Annotated in this window: 16 protein-coding genes; 5 read left to right on the top strand and 11 right to left on the bottom strand. The window is 65.3% G+C overall.

All coding sequences use genetic code 11. The features are described 5' to 3' along the window. Positions 1–101 precede the first annotated feature (101 nt). Entirely contained in the window at positions 102–605 is a 504-nt protein-coding gene (locus RMO95_RS14185; protein WP_310451290.1) for a C-GCAxxG-C-C family protein, read from the bottom strand. Positions 606–853: 248 nt separating this feature from the next. Between RMO95_RS14185 and RMO95_RS14180 the strand changes: the two genes are divergently transcribed. After that, the gene (locus tag RMO95_RS14180; protein ID WP_310451289.1) at positions 854–1,480 is read left to right on the top strand and encodes a class I SAM-dependent methyltransferase; all 627 of its coding nucleotides are present in this window, start codon (positions 854–856) and stop codon (positions 1,478–1,480) included. A gap of 30 nt (positions 1,481–1,510) precedes the next feature. On the opposite strand, the gene RMO95_RS14175 is transcribed toward RMO95_RS14180, so the two are convergent. The 9 genes from RMO95_RS14175 to RMO95_RS14135 form a co-directional block, all read right to left on the bottom strand. Further along, positions 1,511–1,834 (bottom strand): hypothetical protein, encoded by a 324-nt coding sequence (locus tag RMO95_RS14175; RefSeq protein WP_310451288.1) that lies wholly within the window; start codon positions 1,832–1,834, stop codon positions 1,511–1,513. Positions 1,835–1,905: 71 nt separating this feature from the next. Then, positions 1,906–2,892 carry a hypothetical protein gene (locus RMO95_RS14170; RefSeq protein ID WP_310451287.1) on the bottom strand — a complete coding sequence of 329 codons (987 nt, stop codon included), beginning with the start codon at positions 2,890–2,892 and terminating at the stop codon, positions 1,906–1,908. Between the two features lie 13 nt (positions 2,893–2,905). Further along, positions 2,906–3,334, bottom strand: coding sequence for a DUF3568 family protein (locus RMO95_RS14165; protein ID WP_310451292.1), 429 nt, complete (start codon positions 3,332–3,334; stop codon positions 2,906–2,908). A 5-nt stretch (positions 3,335–3,339) separates the two neighbouring features. Then, a complete protein-coding gene (locus tag RMO95_RS14160) occupies positions 3,340–3,939 on the bottom strand; it encodes a glycine zipper 2TM domain-containing protein (protein WP_310451286.1) in 600 nt (199 codons plus the stop codon). Between the two features lie 2 nt (positions 3,940–3,941). Continuing rightward, a complete protein-coding gene (locus RMO95_RS14155; protein ID WP_310451285.1) occupies positions 3,942–4,163 on the bottom strand; it encodes a glycine zipper 2TM domain-containing protein in 222 nt (73 codons plus the stop codon). 236 nt (positions 4,164–4,399) lie between these two features. Continuing rightward, on the bottom strand, positions 4,400–5,743 hold the full coding sequence (locus RMO95_RS14150) for a sigma 54-interacting transcriptional regulator (RefSeq protein ID WP_310451284.1): 1,344 nt from the start codon (positions 5,741–5,743) through the stop codon (positions 4,400–4,402). Beyond that, positions 5,740–6,297, bottom strand: coding sequence for a hypothetical protein (locus RMO95_RS14145; RefSeq protein WP_310451283.1), 558 nt, complete (start codon positions 6,295–6,297; stop codon positions 5,740–5,742). Before RMO95_RS14145 ends, RMO95_RS14150 begins: the two co-directional genes overlap by 4 nt. Positions 6,298–6,409: 112 nt before the next feature. Beyond that, positions 6,410–7,834 (bottom strand): HAMP domain-containing sensor histidine kinase, encoded by a 1,425-nt coding sequence (locus RMO95_RS14140; RefSeq protein ID WP_310451282.1) that lies wholly within the window; start codon positions 7,832–7,834, stop codon positions 6,410–6,412. Positions 7,835–8,123: 289 nt separating this feature from the next. Continuing rightward, a complete protein-coding gene (locus tag RMO95_RS14135) occupies positions 8,124–8,351 on the bottom strand; it encodes a hypothetical protein (protein ID WP_310451281.1) in 228 nt (75 codons plus the stop codon). 513 nt (positions 8,352–8,864) lie between these two features. Here RMO95_RS14135 and RMO95_RS14130 point away from each other — a divergent pair. Both RMO95_RS14130 and RMO95_RS14125 read left to right on the top strand, forming a co-directional pair. Next, entirely contained in the window at positions 8,865–9,038 is a 174-nt protein-coding gene (locus tag RMO95_RS14130; protein WP_310451280.1) for a hypothetical protein, read from the top strand. Between the two features lie 29 nt (positions 9,039–9,067). Next, on the top strand, positions 9,068–9,433 hold the full coding sequence (locus RMO95_RS14125) for a hypothetical protein (RefSeq protein ID WP_310451279.1): 366 nt from the start codon (positions 9,068–9,070) through the stop codon (positions 9,431–9,433). Positions 9,434–9,461: 28 nt separating this feature from the next. Here RMO95_RS14125 and RMO95_RS14120 read toward each other — a convergent pair whose 3' ends face one another. Then, positions 9,462–10,232, bottom strand: coding sequence for a sulfite exporter TauE/SafE family protein (locus tag RMO95_RS14120; protein ID WP_310451278.1), 771 nt, complete (start codon positions 10,230–10,232; stop codon positions 9,462–9,464). Positions 10,233–10,738: 506 nt separating this feature from the next. On the opposite strand from RMO95_RS14120, the gene RMO95_RS14115 reads away from it, so the two are divergent. After that, a complete protein-coding gene (locus RMO95_RS14115; RefSeq protein ID WP_409574963.1) occupies positions 10,739–11,179 on the top strand; it encodes a cobalamin biosynthesis protein in 441 nt (146 codons plus the stop codon). Next, positions 11,172–12,167 carry a threonine-phosphate decarboxylase CobD gene (gene cobD / locus RMO95_RS14110; RefSeq protein ID WP_310451277.1) on the top strand — a complete coding sequence of 332 codons (996 nt, stop codon included), beginning with the start codon at positions 11,172–11,174 and terminating at the stop codon, positions 12,165–12,167. The genes RMO95_RS14115 and cobD overlap by 8 nt, the downstream gene beginning before the upstream one ends. Positions 12,168–12,507 lie beyond the last annotated feature (340 nt).

The following is a 12,507-nucleotide window of genomic DNA, read 5'->3' as shown; positions in this document are numbered from 1 at the left end:
GCTCGCGACAACGGCTTATCGCGAGCAAGCTCGCTCCTGCAGGGAATGCGCCTTTTCCTGGTTGACTGACTACTAGTCGCGCCGTGTGGGGCGGACTTCAGTCACATCACTTGCGCTGCAGACCGCTGGAGAATCTCGACCACCCATTGCGTGACCGTGCCGGTGGCATGGGCGCATTGCTTGCCGCGGGCGTCGTCGAAGGCCTTGTATTCCGCGGCGTCCCACATGTCATAGGTGCGGCCGGTGAATTGCTGCTGCAGTTGGCGACAGGTGACGCCGCCGAATTCCTTGCGGAAGCGCTCGGTGAGTTCCTTGGCTTTCTTGAAGTTGCTGATGTAGCGGCCGCGGTCGAGCTTGTCGCGGTCGCGGCCGAACTTTGCGCTGAGCGCCAACAAGCCGCCGCTGAGGGCGCCGCAGACGCCTTCGCCGAGCAGGCCGCCGCCGCCGGAGAGGCCGTGGCTGGCCTTGACCGTCTGGTCATCGACGATGCCGACGGTTTCCTGGACCGTGGCCAGCACGCATTGCGGGCAGCAACCGTAGTCGAGTTCGTACTTCACTGCTTTTGCGTAGGCTTGCGCGCCGAGTGCTTGCAAATTCTGGCTCATGGCTGTCTCCAGTGCATTAGTTTTATCTAATATACTCCTGCTGCGCCGGCCAAACCAGCCGGGTTGGCTTCGTCCGGCCGAGGTGGATGGCCTTGTAGGGCCGACTTCAGTCGGCCAGGGGTGGATGGCGTTGTAGGGCCGACTTCAGTCGGCCAGCGGTGGATGGCGGACTGAAGTCCGCCCTACGGTCCGCCCCACGGTCAGCCCTACGGTCGGCTTCACATGAGTAATCCGCAGGGGTTTATTCGATGAGTCAGGAAACACGCTGGGACACGCGTTACCGGGATGCCGGCGACGATTATCTGTTCGGTACCGAGCCCAACCGCTTTCTGGTGCATCGGGCCGCGCTGCTGCGCAACGGCCGCACGGCGGTGTCGGTTGCCGACGGCGAGGGGCGCAACTCGGTCTGGCTGGCTGAACAGGGCCTGGACGTGACTGCCGTGGAAATTTCACCGATCGCCGTCGAGAAGGCGCGACGCCTCGCCGCCGGACGCAATCAGGCCATCCGCTTTCTGGTGGCGGACATGCTGGCGCCGGACTGGCCGCCGGCAGACCTGCAAAAGGCTTTCGACTGGGTGATCGGCATTTTCATCCAGTTCGTCGGCGCCGCCGAGCGGACGCGGCAAATCGCAGCCATGAAGCAACTGGCGCGGCCGGGCGGACGCGTCCTGCTGCACGGCTATACGCCGCAGCAACTGGTTTATGCGACCGGTGGGCCGTCCACGCTGGAGAATCTCTACACCCGGGAGATCCTGCTCGATGCCTTTGCCGACTGGGAAATCGAGGAACTGGTCGACTATGAGGACGACATCGCCGAGGGGATGGGGCACAAGGGGCGCTCGGCCCTGATCGGCCTCGTTGCACGCAAGCCATGATCCGCCTGCTTGGCCTGGCGATGGCGCGCTTCAGCGCGTCGCTCGCCGTAGCGTCAGCGTCGACTTTTGGTCGTTGCGGGCTGGCGTCAGGGCCGTGCGATCGGCGACCGGACTGATCCGGATGCGCCGCAGGCGCCCGCCGACCATTGCGGAATACATCGGCGGGGAACTGGATGCCTGGTCGACCCGCAGGGCATATCCCATGGCGACGCCGAGAACATAGTTTGCCTCGGTGGCCGCGGCAGCGCTGGGCGTTGCTTCACCGCGGCGCGGCGCGGCCTCGTCCCCGGCTTTCAGCAGGGCCGCGATCGCGGGCCAGCACTGGTCGAACAACTGCGTGCTCATTTGGAACATGGCAACCTCCATACTTTCGTTGTGATCCTCAGGCGGCCGGCAAGGCCGGCCGCCTGGCTTTGCTCGCAGCCTCAGAAGCGGCCGTTGCCGCGCCCCGACACAGGGCCCTTGCCCTGGTTGCCGATGCTGATCAGGGTATTTCCGGCGTGCGAGGAGGCTCCGCTGGCCTGGATCACCGGCGCGCGTGAGTGGGCCTGTGCCTGCACCTGTCCGCGTGTCTGGACCTCCGTGCGCGTCTGGGCCACGCTTGAATACCCCGGCGCACGTCCATGCACCATGCTGCCGTCGCCGGAGACGATGGCGCCCCCGCTGTAGCCGCGCAGCGCGGCGCTGCTGCCCTGCGTCTTTGTCGCCGCGCTCGTTTCGGCTGTCGCGCTGGTCCCGGTCGTCGCGCTAGTCCCGGAGGTTCCGGAAGTCCCGGAAGTCCCGGAAGTCCCGGAAGTCCCGGCAGTCCCGGCAGTCCCGGCAGTCCCGGCAGTCCCGGAAGTCCCGGACGTCGTCGGCGGACGGTTGCCGGGGCTCACCGACAGCTTATGGGCGATCTGTCCCCAGCCCATGCCCTGGCTGCGCAACTGCAGGACGCCGGGCACGTCGACGGTCTGGGTGACGCCGTTGCTGTCGACGCTGGTCACCGTGCCGCCGTTCAGCGCGATATGCAACTGCTCGGGCGTCGGCTCGGTGATGCCCTGGGCCGCCAGTTGGCGCTGGGCCAGCGACAAGGCCTGGGTGATGTTGCCGTAGCCCATCGGCCGGGTCGTCGGGGTGAAGCTGATGCCGGTCGTCGAGTCCGGTGCGCTCAGCATGATCTCCGTGCCGCTGCGCAACCCCGCGACCAGGCTCGCGGCGTTTTCCGGCGAGCCGGCAAGGCTCTCGAAGCGGCTGGCGATCCTGCGCGCCGGCACGGCGGCGGTCGCCACGACGGGGTCGGCGGATCCGTTGGTGCTGGTGCTGGTTGTGGTGGTCGTGGTCGTGCCGATGACCGCGTCTGCCGCAAATGCGGAGTTCAGGGCAAAGTAGGCGGCGCTGACTGCCAGCAGCCGCAGGCTGTTTCTTTTCATTTGTTCACTCTCCTCATCCATTGATCATGCGTTTTTCGGTTTGCAGAACTATTTCCAGCGATGTGGCACTGTCGTAAAACAAGCCTTGCCTCGTCACCGAACGCATGCGTGTCGAGTTGGGGCTGAGTATTTCCAGGGTGATTTCGATCTCGCGGTCCGCGGCTTTGGCGATGATGATTTCCTCGCTCGCCACGCGCTTGCTGGAAATCACCTTGATGCCCATGCGGGTCAGTGCGGCCAGCGTGGCCTGCTTGACCTCGACCACCGGCGCCGTGAAGGTCCGGTAGGCGCGGCCGTTGAGGGTCTGCGCCACGCCGGTCGATGCGCCGACGCCGAAGGCGGTGATGGCCATGGCCTCGCAGCCGCCCAGCAACAGTACGGCGCCGCAAATCGTGGTGAGCCGGGCGAACTGGCTGCGCTCCTGCCGCGTCGCGGCGTGCATCGCGCTCACGAGCGGGCCACCACGGAATTGCCGACGATCTGCACCTGGCCGCCCACCGCGACGCTGGGCGCCGCGGTTTGATAGATCGTGCGCAGGCTGCCGTTCTCCATGCGCACCACGATCTTGTAGGACGAAGTGCGGCTCGTGTTCTGCTCGATCTTGTTGCCCAGGTAGGCGCCGCCCGCGCCGCCCGCGATGGTCATCACGGTGCGGCCGTCGCCGCGCCCGATCTGGTTGCCCAGCAGGGCGCCGGTCAGACCTCCGGCAACGGCGCCGACGCCGCTGGTCTTCGCCGGAGTCTCGACCAGGTTGATCGATTCGACCGTGCCGCAACCCACACAGGCGGCCGCGCCGGCGCGCGCTTTCGGCGCGGAGGAGGGCGCCGAGGATTGCGCGAGTTTTCCTGCCGGCGCGGCTTTGGCCGTCGCGGCCGCTTGCGGATTGGAATGGGCCGAGGGCATGACGCCGGTCAGGGCGGCGATGCCGATCAGGCTGAACAGCGTGACGGAAATCGCAGCGATGACCAGCGCCGGATACAGTAGCTTGGGACGCGCGGGTCGTGTTTCGACGTTGCGGCCCATGGGCTCGATGGTCGTGGTGTTCATGGCTATTTCATCTCCTTGCCGATCTGGTGGCCGATGTAGGTGCCGGCGGCGGCGCCGCCGACCGTGCCTACCGTGCTGCCGCCCGTGAGCGAGGAACCGACCACGCCACCGATGATCGCGCCGCTCACCATGCCGATATCCTGCTTGCTCGGATTGCTGTTGCAGGCGGCCAGCCACGGCAGCATGACCATGAGAGCCACCCGCGCAGTCGATGGGACCTTCATCGCTTATCTCCTTTGTTTGCAGCATTGGAATCAATGCTTCATCTGGCCTTCGCAACCGCCGTGCCAGGCTGGAGAACAGCAAATAATCAGTGACTTAGTGTGGTATTGGGCGAGTCGAGGCCAGCCCGGACTGTCGCCCGATGGCGACAGGATCCCGCGGTTCGGGAGCAACTGCCTGAATGTGCTGGTTTATTGCTGTCGCCGAATGGCGACGCTGGAGCCTGCCGGCGCCTATCTCATTTGAACAGCGCGGGATCGAGTGCGTGGCGCTGCAGCAGCTTGTAGAAATCGGTGCGGTTGCGCCGCGCCAGTTTGGCGGCCTGCGTGACATTGCCGCCGGTCATCTTGAGCAGGCGTACCAGGTAGTCGGATTCGAAGCTGCGGCGCGCCTCGTCGAAAGGCACGATCTCGCCCAGTTCGCTGATGGTCTTCTGCACCAGCGCCAGCGTCACGATGGGGCCGGTGGTCAGCGCCACCGCCTGCTCGACCACGTTCAGCAACTGCCGCACGTTGCCCGGCCAGCTGGCGCGGATCAGCAGTTCCATGGCCTCCGGCGCGAAGCCGTTGATCTCCTTGCGATAACGCTGGGCCAGCTTGCGCAGGAAGTGGTTGGCCAGTACCGGGATGTCGTCGCGCCGCTCGGCCAGGTCGGGAATCGCCAGCGAGACCACGTTGAGCCGGTAATAGAGATCGCTGCGGAAGCGTCCCGCGCTCATTTCCTCTTCGAGGTCGCGGTGCGTGGCGCTGATGATGCGGACGTCGATCGGCGTGCTGCTGGTGGCGCCGACGGGGCGGACCTGGCGCTCTTCGAGTACGCGCAGCAGCTTGACCTGAAGCGGCAGCGGCATGTCGCCGATCTCGTCGAGGAACAGGGTGCCGCCCTGCGCAGCGCGGATCAGGCCGGGGTGATCCTTGATGGCGCCGGTGAAGGCCCCCCGCGTGTAGCCGAACAGCTCCGATTCGAGCAGGTTTTCGGGAATCGCGCCGCAATTGACGGCGATGAAGGGCCGCTCGTGGCGCGCGCTGGCGAGGTGGATGGCCTGCGCCAGCATTTCCTTGCCGGAGCCGGATGCGCCGCGCAGCAACACGCTGGCGTCGCCTGCGGCGACCAGCTTGGCCTGCGCCAGCAGGTCCGTCATGACCATGTTCCGCGTGATGATATGGGCATGCCAGGCCTCGACGTCGGGATTGCTGCCGGGCGCCGCGGGCGACAGCTGCATGGCCCTGGCCACCTGGTCCAGCAGCACCTTGGCTTCGTAGGGCTTGGCCAGATAGCCGAAGACGCCGCGGTGGGTCGCCGCCACGGCCTCCGGAATGGTGCCGTGGGCGGTCAGCATGATCACCGGCAGGGTCGGATAGTTCGCCCGCACCGCGCCGAACAGCGCGTTGCCGTCCATGCCGGGCATGCGCATGTCGGTGATCACCAGTTGCGGCCGGTCCGCGGCCAGCTTGGCCAGCGCTTCGGGGCCGCTGGATGCCGTGGTCACGGCATATCCCGCGGCTTCGAGACGGATCGCAATCAGGCGCAGCAGATCGGCGTCGTCGTCCACCAGCAGGATCTTGCCCAGGCTGTCGCTCATTTCGCTCTGCCCTTCGGTTTGTCTCGGGGCAGCAGGCTCTTTTCGATGTCTTTCAGGGCTTCCAACTTTTGCTCCAGTTCTTCGGCCCGCCGCTGTTCTTCCCGCGCTTTCTGCGCCAGGGAATGGCTGCCGTCTTCGAGGCGGCGGTGCTCCGCCAGGTTTGCACGCATCAATGATGCCAGGGCGTGCAATTCGCTGTTGCGGCCATCGTCCGACCGTGCCAGCGGATCGAGCAATTGCTGGGCACGACGGTGATCCGCCGCCGTGGCGGTGGGCACGGCCAGCACCATGGCATATTGCAGCAGGCGGAAATCGGTTTTTTCGGCGATGTAGGTCAGGCGCACGCGCTCGGTTTCCTCGGCAAGCTGCTTGCCAGCAAGGTTGCGGGCATACAGCGCGTAGTGCAGCAGCGATGCCGTATCGCTGCTCGGACGTGGCCCCTGCGGGTCGAGCCAGTAGGCGTCGGCGGGCGGCTTGAACAATGCACAACTGCCCAGTCCCGCCAACAGGGAAAGCGCGCAAAGCACCATTGCGATCCGGCGTAGCGCGCTCATGGTTCGCCTACCCCCCTTCCCCCTTCCCAGGGAAGGGGGTGACGGATGTTCGCGGCTTCGCCGCTCCATGTCATTGGCTGCGCCGTCCTTGGGGCGGCCCGGCGGACGGCGCTCATGGCGCACCCAGTGGTAGCGTCACCGTGAAGCACCCCTGTCCCTCGCCCACCGCGATGTCGCCGCCCATGGCCAGGACGTGATCCCGCGCGATGGACAGGCCGAGCCCGCTGCCCCGCACCGTACCGGCGGCATCGGCGCTGCCGCGGTAGAAAGGTTCGAAAATGCGCTCGCGCTCCGCCGGCGCCACTCCCGGTCCTTCATCGCGCACTTCGAGCACCGCCCATCCGTCTTCCTTTCTTGCAGTGACGAGGATCTCGCCGTCGTCGGGGGAATACTTGACGGCGTTCGACAACAGGTTGTCGAGCACCACGCGCAGTCGTTCGGGATCGGTTTGCATCGCAAAATCCTCCGTTTTCAGGCTCACCCTGATCCGCCGCGACGAACAGGCCAGTTTTTGCCGCTCGACGATCGCAGAGATGATCTGCGCGGGCTTCACCGTCTGCAGCTTGACCGATGTCAGATGGAATTCGGCCTCGCCATGGCGCAACAGGGTTTCGATCAGGCGCTGCAGTTCGACGCTGTTCTGTTGCAGTATATGCACGATCTCGCGCTGCCGTTCGGAAAGGCTGCCCGCCACCTCTTCCGCCAGCAGTTCCGAGCCTTCGCGCAGGACCGTCAGCGGCGTTTTCAGTTCGTGCGAGACATGGCGCAGGAAGCGGCTCTTCTGTTCCTCGAGCTGGATCAGGCGCAGGCGCAGCCAGTCGAGCTGGCGGCCGAGTTGCTCCAGGTCTTCCGGCCCGGTGACCTCGATCCGGGTGTCGAGGCGACGCTCGCCAAGGTCGCGTATGCCCTGATTCAACTCGGTGATCGGCCGCGCCAGCAGGTAGGTGAAGCCGGCCACGACGAAGACCGCCAGCGGCAGCAGCACCAGCAACTGGGTGCGCGCCTGCGACTCGGTTTGCGCGGCCAGGTCGCGCAGTGATTCGGCTTCGCGATCGATCAGCGTGCTCGAACCCTCCAGCAGGATGCGCGACGCCGTGGAGATTTCGGCATAGCGGCGGGCAGTCGCCATGGCCCCGGCCGGCGTCGCCTGGCCGCGCGTCAGCGTATCGTGCAGCGTGGATTCCTGCTGCAACAGGTCGTCGAGGGTCTTGCGTATATCCGCCTCGAGCGGCATTTCGGTCAGCTTCGCGGCGGCTTCGCGAAATCGCGTGTGCAGGTTTTCATAGCCCTGCCACAGCGTCGCATCGCGCAGAACGGCGCTTTGTTGCGCGGAGCGCTCCAGGGAGGCGGCGGTATCGTTCAGCTCGCGGCTGGCATGGGCAATGCGCGCCGCGTCGTATACCGCGCGCTGGCTTTGCGCCGCCAGTTTCTCGATGGCCAGGATGTTGCCGAGCAAGCCGACCAGGAGCGGCAGCACCGCCAGCATGAAGCCGACAAACAACAGCTTGAAGAATGATTTTGGATAGCGTATCTGCATGGAGCTCCGTCTGGCGGCCGGCGTTTTGCTTGCATGGACCGCGCCGATGCGGCGCCAGTCGGGTGTATGGACGCCGCAAGCGAATGCCGCGACCGGCCTGCTACGGTCGCGATCCAGGGCGCTACTTTACCTTTTCGTCGGCGCAGCCGGTGCCGCGGGCAGCGAAGCGGTCACGCGCCGGCGCCGGAGTCGATACCGGTTCGGCGATGCTTCGACAGCGGGAGAGAGGCGGGGCCGCGCCACGGACTGCGCGGCTCCGCAAGGCGTCTGCGGCGCCTGTTATGACGACTTAGATGCCGAGGATTTTCATCGCCTTGGCGAGCGTATCCACGGATTCCTGGTGTTTGCCGGCCTTGTGCAGGGCTTCGCCGTCGGTGCGCAGTTTTTTCACTTCGCCCATCTGCTCGGTGGAAAGCGTCGGCTTCTTGTCGAGTGCGGCATCGATTTTCTTCATGTCGGCCGGACAGTGAAAGGCCAGGGCGGTGCCGGAAAATGCCACCAATGCTGTTAGGGTCATCCATTTTTTCATCATAGTCTCCTTGGGGGTGATTGAGTTACTCCGACCGCTGCGGCAGCGGCAGGTTCAAAAAGGATAGAACCCGTTACGGCAATGTCAAAACCATGTTGCATGCCTTGGTGCGGTGTTCGGGACAAGAGTTGGCGCTGGCGGCACGGCGCTCGCCGCCTTGAGCGTGGCAACGAGTCCTCGGTGGTGGCGGCCAAGGTCGCGCCCACGGCGTTGCGGAATGCCGCATCGGCGCTGGAATCGCGGCGCATCGGGCGGCGCGGCACGGTTCCCCCCAAACTGGATGTAAATCGTCCTTGTCGATTCGTGCCGGTACAAGTATGTTGAATACCTTAAATGAATTAATCCAGCGGTCTACACGCCATGTCATTCGAAAAACTCCGGGCGGCGTCCGCCAATCGCCGAATCTTGCTGCCATTCATCCGGTCGTTGCGGGATCACGATATCCTGGTTGCGATCGGGGCCGCCGACGAAAATTGCGCGCCGCTCGGATTCAAGCAGTTGATGCTGCTCGAATTGGCGCCGCCGACCACACTGCAGCGACGACTCAATGTGCTGGTCGACAACCGGACGATACGGCGGTCGACGCTGCGCGACGACGGCAGGCGCGTCAGTTATTCGCTGGCGCCGAAGACGATGACAGCTTTCCGCAAATACTTCCTGAAAATGCGTTCCTGACTGCAATTACGGGACCGACAGGACGAAATTTGAGCTACGAACTCATCTGGGAACCGCGCGGGGTCCTCAAGCGCTTCTTTGGTCCGGTCACCGACGCCGACGTCACCGCTTCGATCGCGCAAACCCACGGCGACGAGCGCTTCGACTCCCTGCGCTACATCATCAACAATTACCTGGACGCTACCGAGTGTTCGGTGTCGCCCGCGTCGGTCGACGAAATTGTGGCCATCGAGCACGCGGCATCGATCAGCAATGCGCGCATCAGGATTGCGCTGGTGGCCGCGGCTGCGGACTGCCTCGAGTTGGCGGATCAATATGCCGGTTCGCCGCTGAAAACCTATCCGACCCGGATTTTTTCGTCGCTGGACGAGGCGCGGACCTGGCTCGACGCCTGAGCGTCGACCAACCAGTTGTCCGCCGCGCCTATCCGGCCAGCCCGTCGTAGCAAAGCTTCGCCCCCGCCGCCAGCAGCGTCCATGCCGTCACCAGGTTGAAGCCGCGCATGTCGACGGCATGGAGCAGCCGGTAGCCGATCAAGTAGCCGAGCGGGATCGCCGGCGCCAACAGCAGCGAAACGCCGAGGTTGGACAGGTCGAGCAGGCCGAGCTGGGCATAGGGGCCGAGCTTGGAAAAATTCACCACCGAAAAGTAGATCACCGTGGTGCCGACCAGGCGCATCTTGTCCATGTTCTGCGGCATCAGGTATTGCATGATGGGCGGGCCGCCGGCGTGCGAGACGAAGCTGGTGAAGCCGGACAGCGCACTCCAGAAAATCCCCGGGGCGAGAGTTGGCGCTGACGGCACGGCGCTATCGACCTTGCCCGCGGCGCGGAAGCGGTCGAAGGCGAACAGCAGGGCCTCGATGCCGATCAGCAGGCGGATCCAGCGCGCATCGACCTGGCCGAAAGTGAGCCAGCCCAGTGCGATGCCCAGCATCGCGCCGGGCAGGATGATGCGCAGGTTGGCGCCATCGGCGCGGCCGCGAAACACCACCAGGCCGATGGCATCGATGGCCAGCAGGATCGGCAGCATCACCGCGGCGGCGAAGGGCGGCGCCACCACCAGCGCCATCAGCGGCACGCCGAGGCTGCCCGCCGCGCCGCCGAAACCGGCCTTGGACATGCCGACCAGCACCGTGGCGGCGACGGCCAGCAGCCAAAAGGCAAGCGGCAGGGTGGTGGCGTGGTCGAACATTCGCAGTGTGACGGTTGCCTCTCGGGCGGGGCGCACACTCTACCGGAAGCGCGGCGAATCGGCGGCCCCGGCGTCCTCGAAAACCTTTGCACCCGGGAAATCCTGATCGGCCAAGTGGCGCGCGAGCCCGAACAAGCCTCGCGCCGTGTCCTCAGCGCCGACTGCTGAATGCTGGGCAGCTGCGCCGCGGTAACAATTTGCAGCTTTGTGCCCTTAGCCGACCGTCGCGAAAATTAGGAGCGGCCATTCGCCACGAAAGCCAAGAAATGGAGAGCGGCCATTCGTAATGGCCGATAGGCGCTACTCTATTGAAAGACGGAGTTCGCGTCAGAGGAATTTCATCCGTCGCAAAGCGTGGGTCGATTACAGTAATCATCGCAGCGGCAACCGGCGAGACGCCGATGGAGAGATTGAACGAGGATGCTACGCGCGATGCGGTAACGAAACAGTAACAACAGTCTCAAAGGCTTTCGACGTCGACGCAGATCACGCGCTCGTAGTCGAACTTGAGCGCCATCCATTGCCGCGGCAACATTTCCTGCACATGGCCAACAATGTGGGGCTACCGCGACTCGCGGCGGGTGTATTTCGGCTGGGCGGCGGCGCGCATCGACGATCTGATGAACCTGATTCCGGCACGCCTGACAGCCCTGACTTATGCCCTGCTTGGCAATACCCGCAATGCGCTGTCCTGCTGGCGGCAGCAGTCCGCCGCCTGGAGCAGTCCCAACGCCGGGCCGGTACTGGCGGCAGGTGCCGGGGCACTGGCGGTGCGTCTCGGCGGCCCGGCGATTTATCACGGACACCTGGAAGACCGGCCAGCAGTCGGCGCCGGCTACGCGCCGACTATCGCTCATATTCGTGCCGCACTGGCGCTGGTGGAGCGCGGTCTGTGGTTCTGGCTGGCCTGCGCCGGTCTGTTGGTGGTAGTCATGCATCATGCTTGAGCACGGCGGTCGCCTGCTTGCCGCCGCGCAGCGCTACGGCATCGCGCCCGAAGACTGGCTCGATCTGTCGACCGGGGTTGCGCCGCACGCCTACCCGGTGCCGCCGATTCCTCCCGCGGTCTGGCAGCGCCTGCCCGAAGACGAGGACGGCCTCGCCGAACTCGCCTGCCGTTACTACGGCGCCCGACAAGCGTTGCCGCTGCCCGGTTCGCAGGCGGGGATTCAACTGCTGCCGCGTTTGAAGGCGCCGGGTATCGCCGCAATGCTGGAGCCGAGCTATGAGGAGTACGCCGGCGCTTGGTCAGCCGCAGGGCATAGCGTACAGCGCTGTTCCGCCGAGGAGCTGCCGAAGGCGGCCGGCGCGGCCGATGCCGTGGTCATCGGAAACCCGAACAACCCTGCCGGGCAGCGTTTTTCGCGTCGTACCTTGCTCGACCTGGCGCGGCAACTCGAAGCGCGCGGCGGCTGGCTGATCGTCGATGAAGCCTTCGCCGATGCCGAGGAAAAATCCGAGTCGCTCGCCGATGCCGCCGGCAGTGCCGCGGCGGCCAATGTCGTGGTGCTGCGCTCGCTGGGCAAGTTCTTCGGCCTGGCCGGCGCCCGCGTCGGTTTTGCGCTTGCCGCCGATGCCATCCTCGCGCCACTGGCCGAAGCAATCGGGCCGTGGGCGGTCGCGCATCCCTCGCGCCACGCGGCGCGTGCGGCGCTGGCGGACGGCGCGTGGCAGGCAGCGCAGCGCGCACGGTTGCAGCGCGCCGGCGCGCGCCTGCACGGTCTGCTCGCCGCCGCGGGTCTCGGCGAGTCGAGCGGCACCGCGCTGTTCCGTTACCTGGCCCGCGACGATGCGCGGCAACTGCATGAATTTTTCGCACGGCAGGGCATCCTGCTGCGCCATTTCGCACAACCCGCGGCGGTGCGCGTTGGCCTGCCGGCATGCGAAGCCGACTGGCAGCGTCTCGCTGCGGCCATTGGTCAATGGAGAATCTGATGCAACGACTGTACGTATCCGTTCCTTGCGCACTGGCATACCATCGCCGCGGTAGCCAGGGACAACCTGTATTTCATTCAGCCGGACCTGGTACAGCGCCACACCCCTCGTATCCTGGATGGCGCTGAGCAGCTTTGTACACATCTGGAAACGGTGCGCGCCAAGTGTGGCAAGTAGGCGTCGAATCCTAGCCCGAACTTTGGTCTAACGGCTCGAAGAATCTCTTTCGCTTCATGCGCGAAACATTCGCCTATTCCTGCGAAGCCTATAGCCGCATTCTGGAGCTTGGCGAAACCTGCTCAGCGCGTAGCAGACTCCTATCAGAACTTGCCGAAGGGCC

Origin of the sequence: Sulfuritalea sp. (assembly GCF_031426875.1) — a bacterium.
In the GTDB taxonomy this organism is placed as follows: Bacteria; Pseudomonadota; Gammaproteobacteria; order Burkholderiales; family Rhodocyclaceae; genus Sulfuritalea.
This window is presented reverse-complemented; position numbering and strand designations above follow the sequence as displayed.

Bases quoted from the DNA above. Each gene is read 5' to 3' on its own strand.
- RMO95_RS14135 (WP_310451281.1), bottom strand. From the start codon at position 8,351: ATGACCCTAACAGCATTGGTGGCATTTTCCGGCACCGCCCTGGCCTTT.
- RMO95_RS14185 (WP_310451290.1), bottom strand. From the start codon at position 605: ATGAGCCAGAATTTGCAAGCACTCGGCGCGCAAGCCTACGCAAAAGCA.
- cobD (WP_310451277.1), top strand. From the start codon at position 11,172: ATGCTTGAGCACGGCGGTCGCCTGCTTGCCGCCGCGCAGCGCTACGGC.
- RMO95_RS14130 (WP_310451280.1), top strand. From the start codon at position 8,865: ATGCTGCTCGAATTGGCGCCGCCGACCACACTGCAGCGACGACTCAAT.
- RMO95_RS14165 (WP_310451292.1), bottom strand. From the start codon at position 3,334: ATGCACGCCGCGACGCGGCAGGAGCGCAGCCAGTTCGCCCGGCTCACC.
- RMO95_RS14145 (WP_310451283.1), bottom strand. From the start codon at position 6,297: ATGAGCGCGCTACGCCGGATCGCAATGGTGCTTTGCGCGCTTTCCCTG.
- RMO95_RS14150 (WP_310451284.1), bottom strand. From the start codon at position 5,743: ATGAGCGACAGCCTGGGCAAGATCCTGCTGGTGGACGACGACGCCGAT.
- RMO95_RS14170 (WP_310451287.1), bottom strand. From the start codon at position 2,892: ATGAAAAGAAACAGCCTGCGGCTGCTGGCAGTCAGCGCCGCCTACTTT.
- RMO95_RS14155 (WP_310451285.1), bottom strand. From the start codon at position 4,163: ATGAAGGTCCCATCGACTGCGCGGGTGGCTCTCATGGTCATGCTGCCG.
- RMO95_RS14180 (WP_310451289.1), top strand. From the start codon at position 854: ATGAGTCAGGAAACACGCTGGGACACGCGTTACCGGGATGCCGGCGAC.
- RMO95_RS14175 (WP_310451288.1), bottom strand. From the start codon at position 1,834: ATGTTCCAAATGAGCACGCAGTTGTTCGACCAGTGCTGGCCCGCGATC.
- RMO95_RS14160 (WP_310451286.1), bottom strand. From the start codon at position 3,939: ATGAACACCACGACCATCGAGCCCATGGGCCGCAACGTCGAAACACGA.
- RMO95_RS14120 (WP_310451278.1), bottom strand. From the start codon at position 10,232: ATGTTCGACCACGCCACCACCCTGCCGCTTGCCTTTTGGCTGCTGGCC.
- RMO95_RS14140 (WP_310451282.1), bottom strand. From the start codon at position 7,834: ATGCAGATACGCTATCCAAAATCATTCTTCAAGCTGTTGTTTGTCGGC.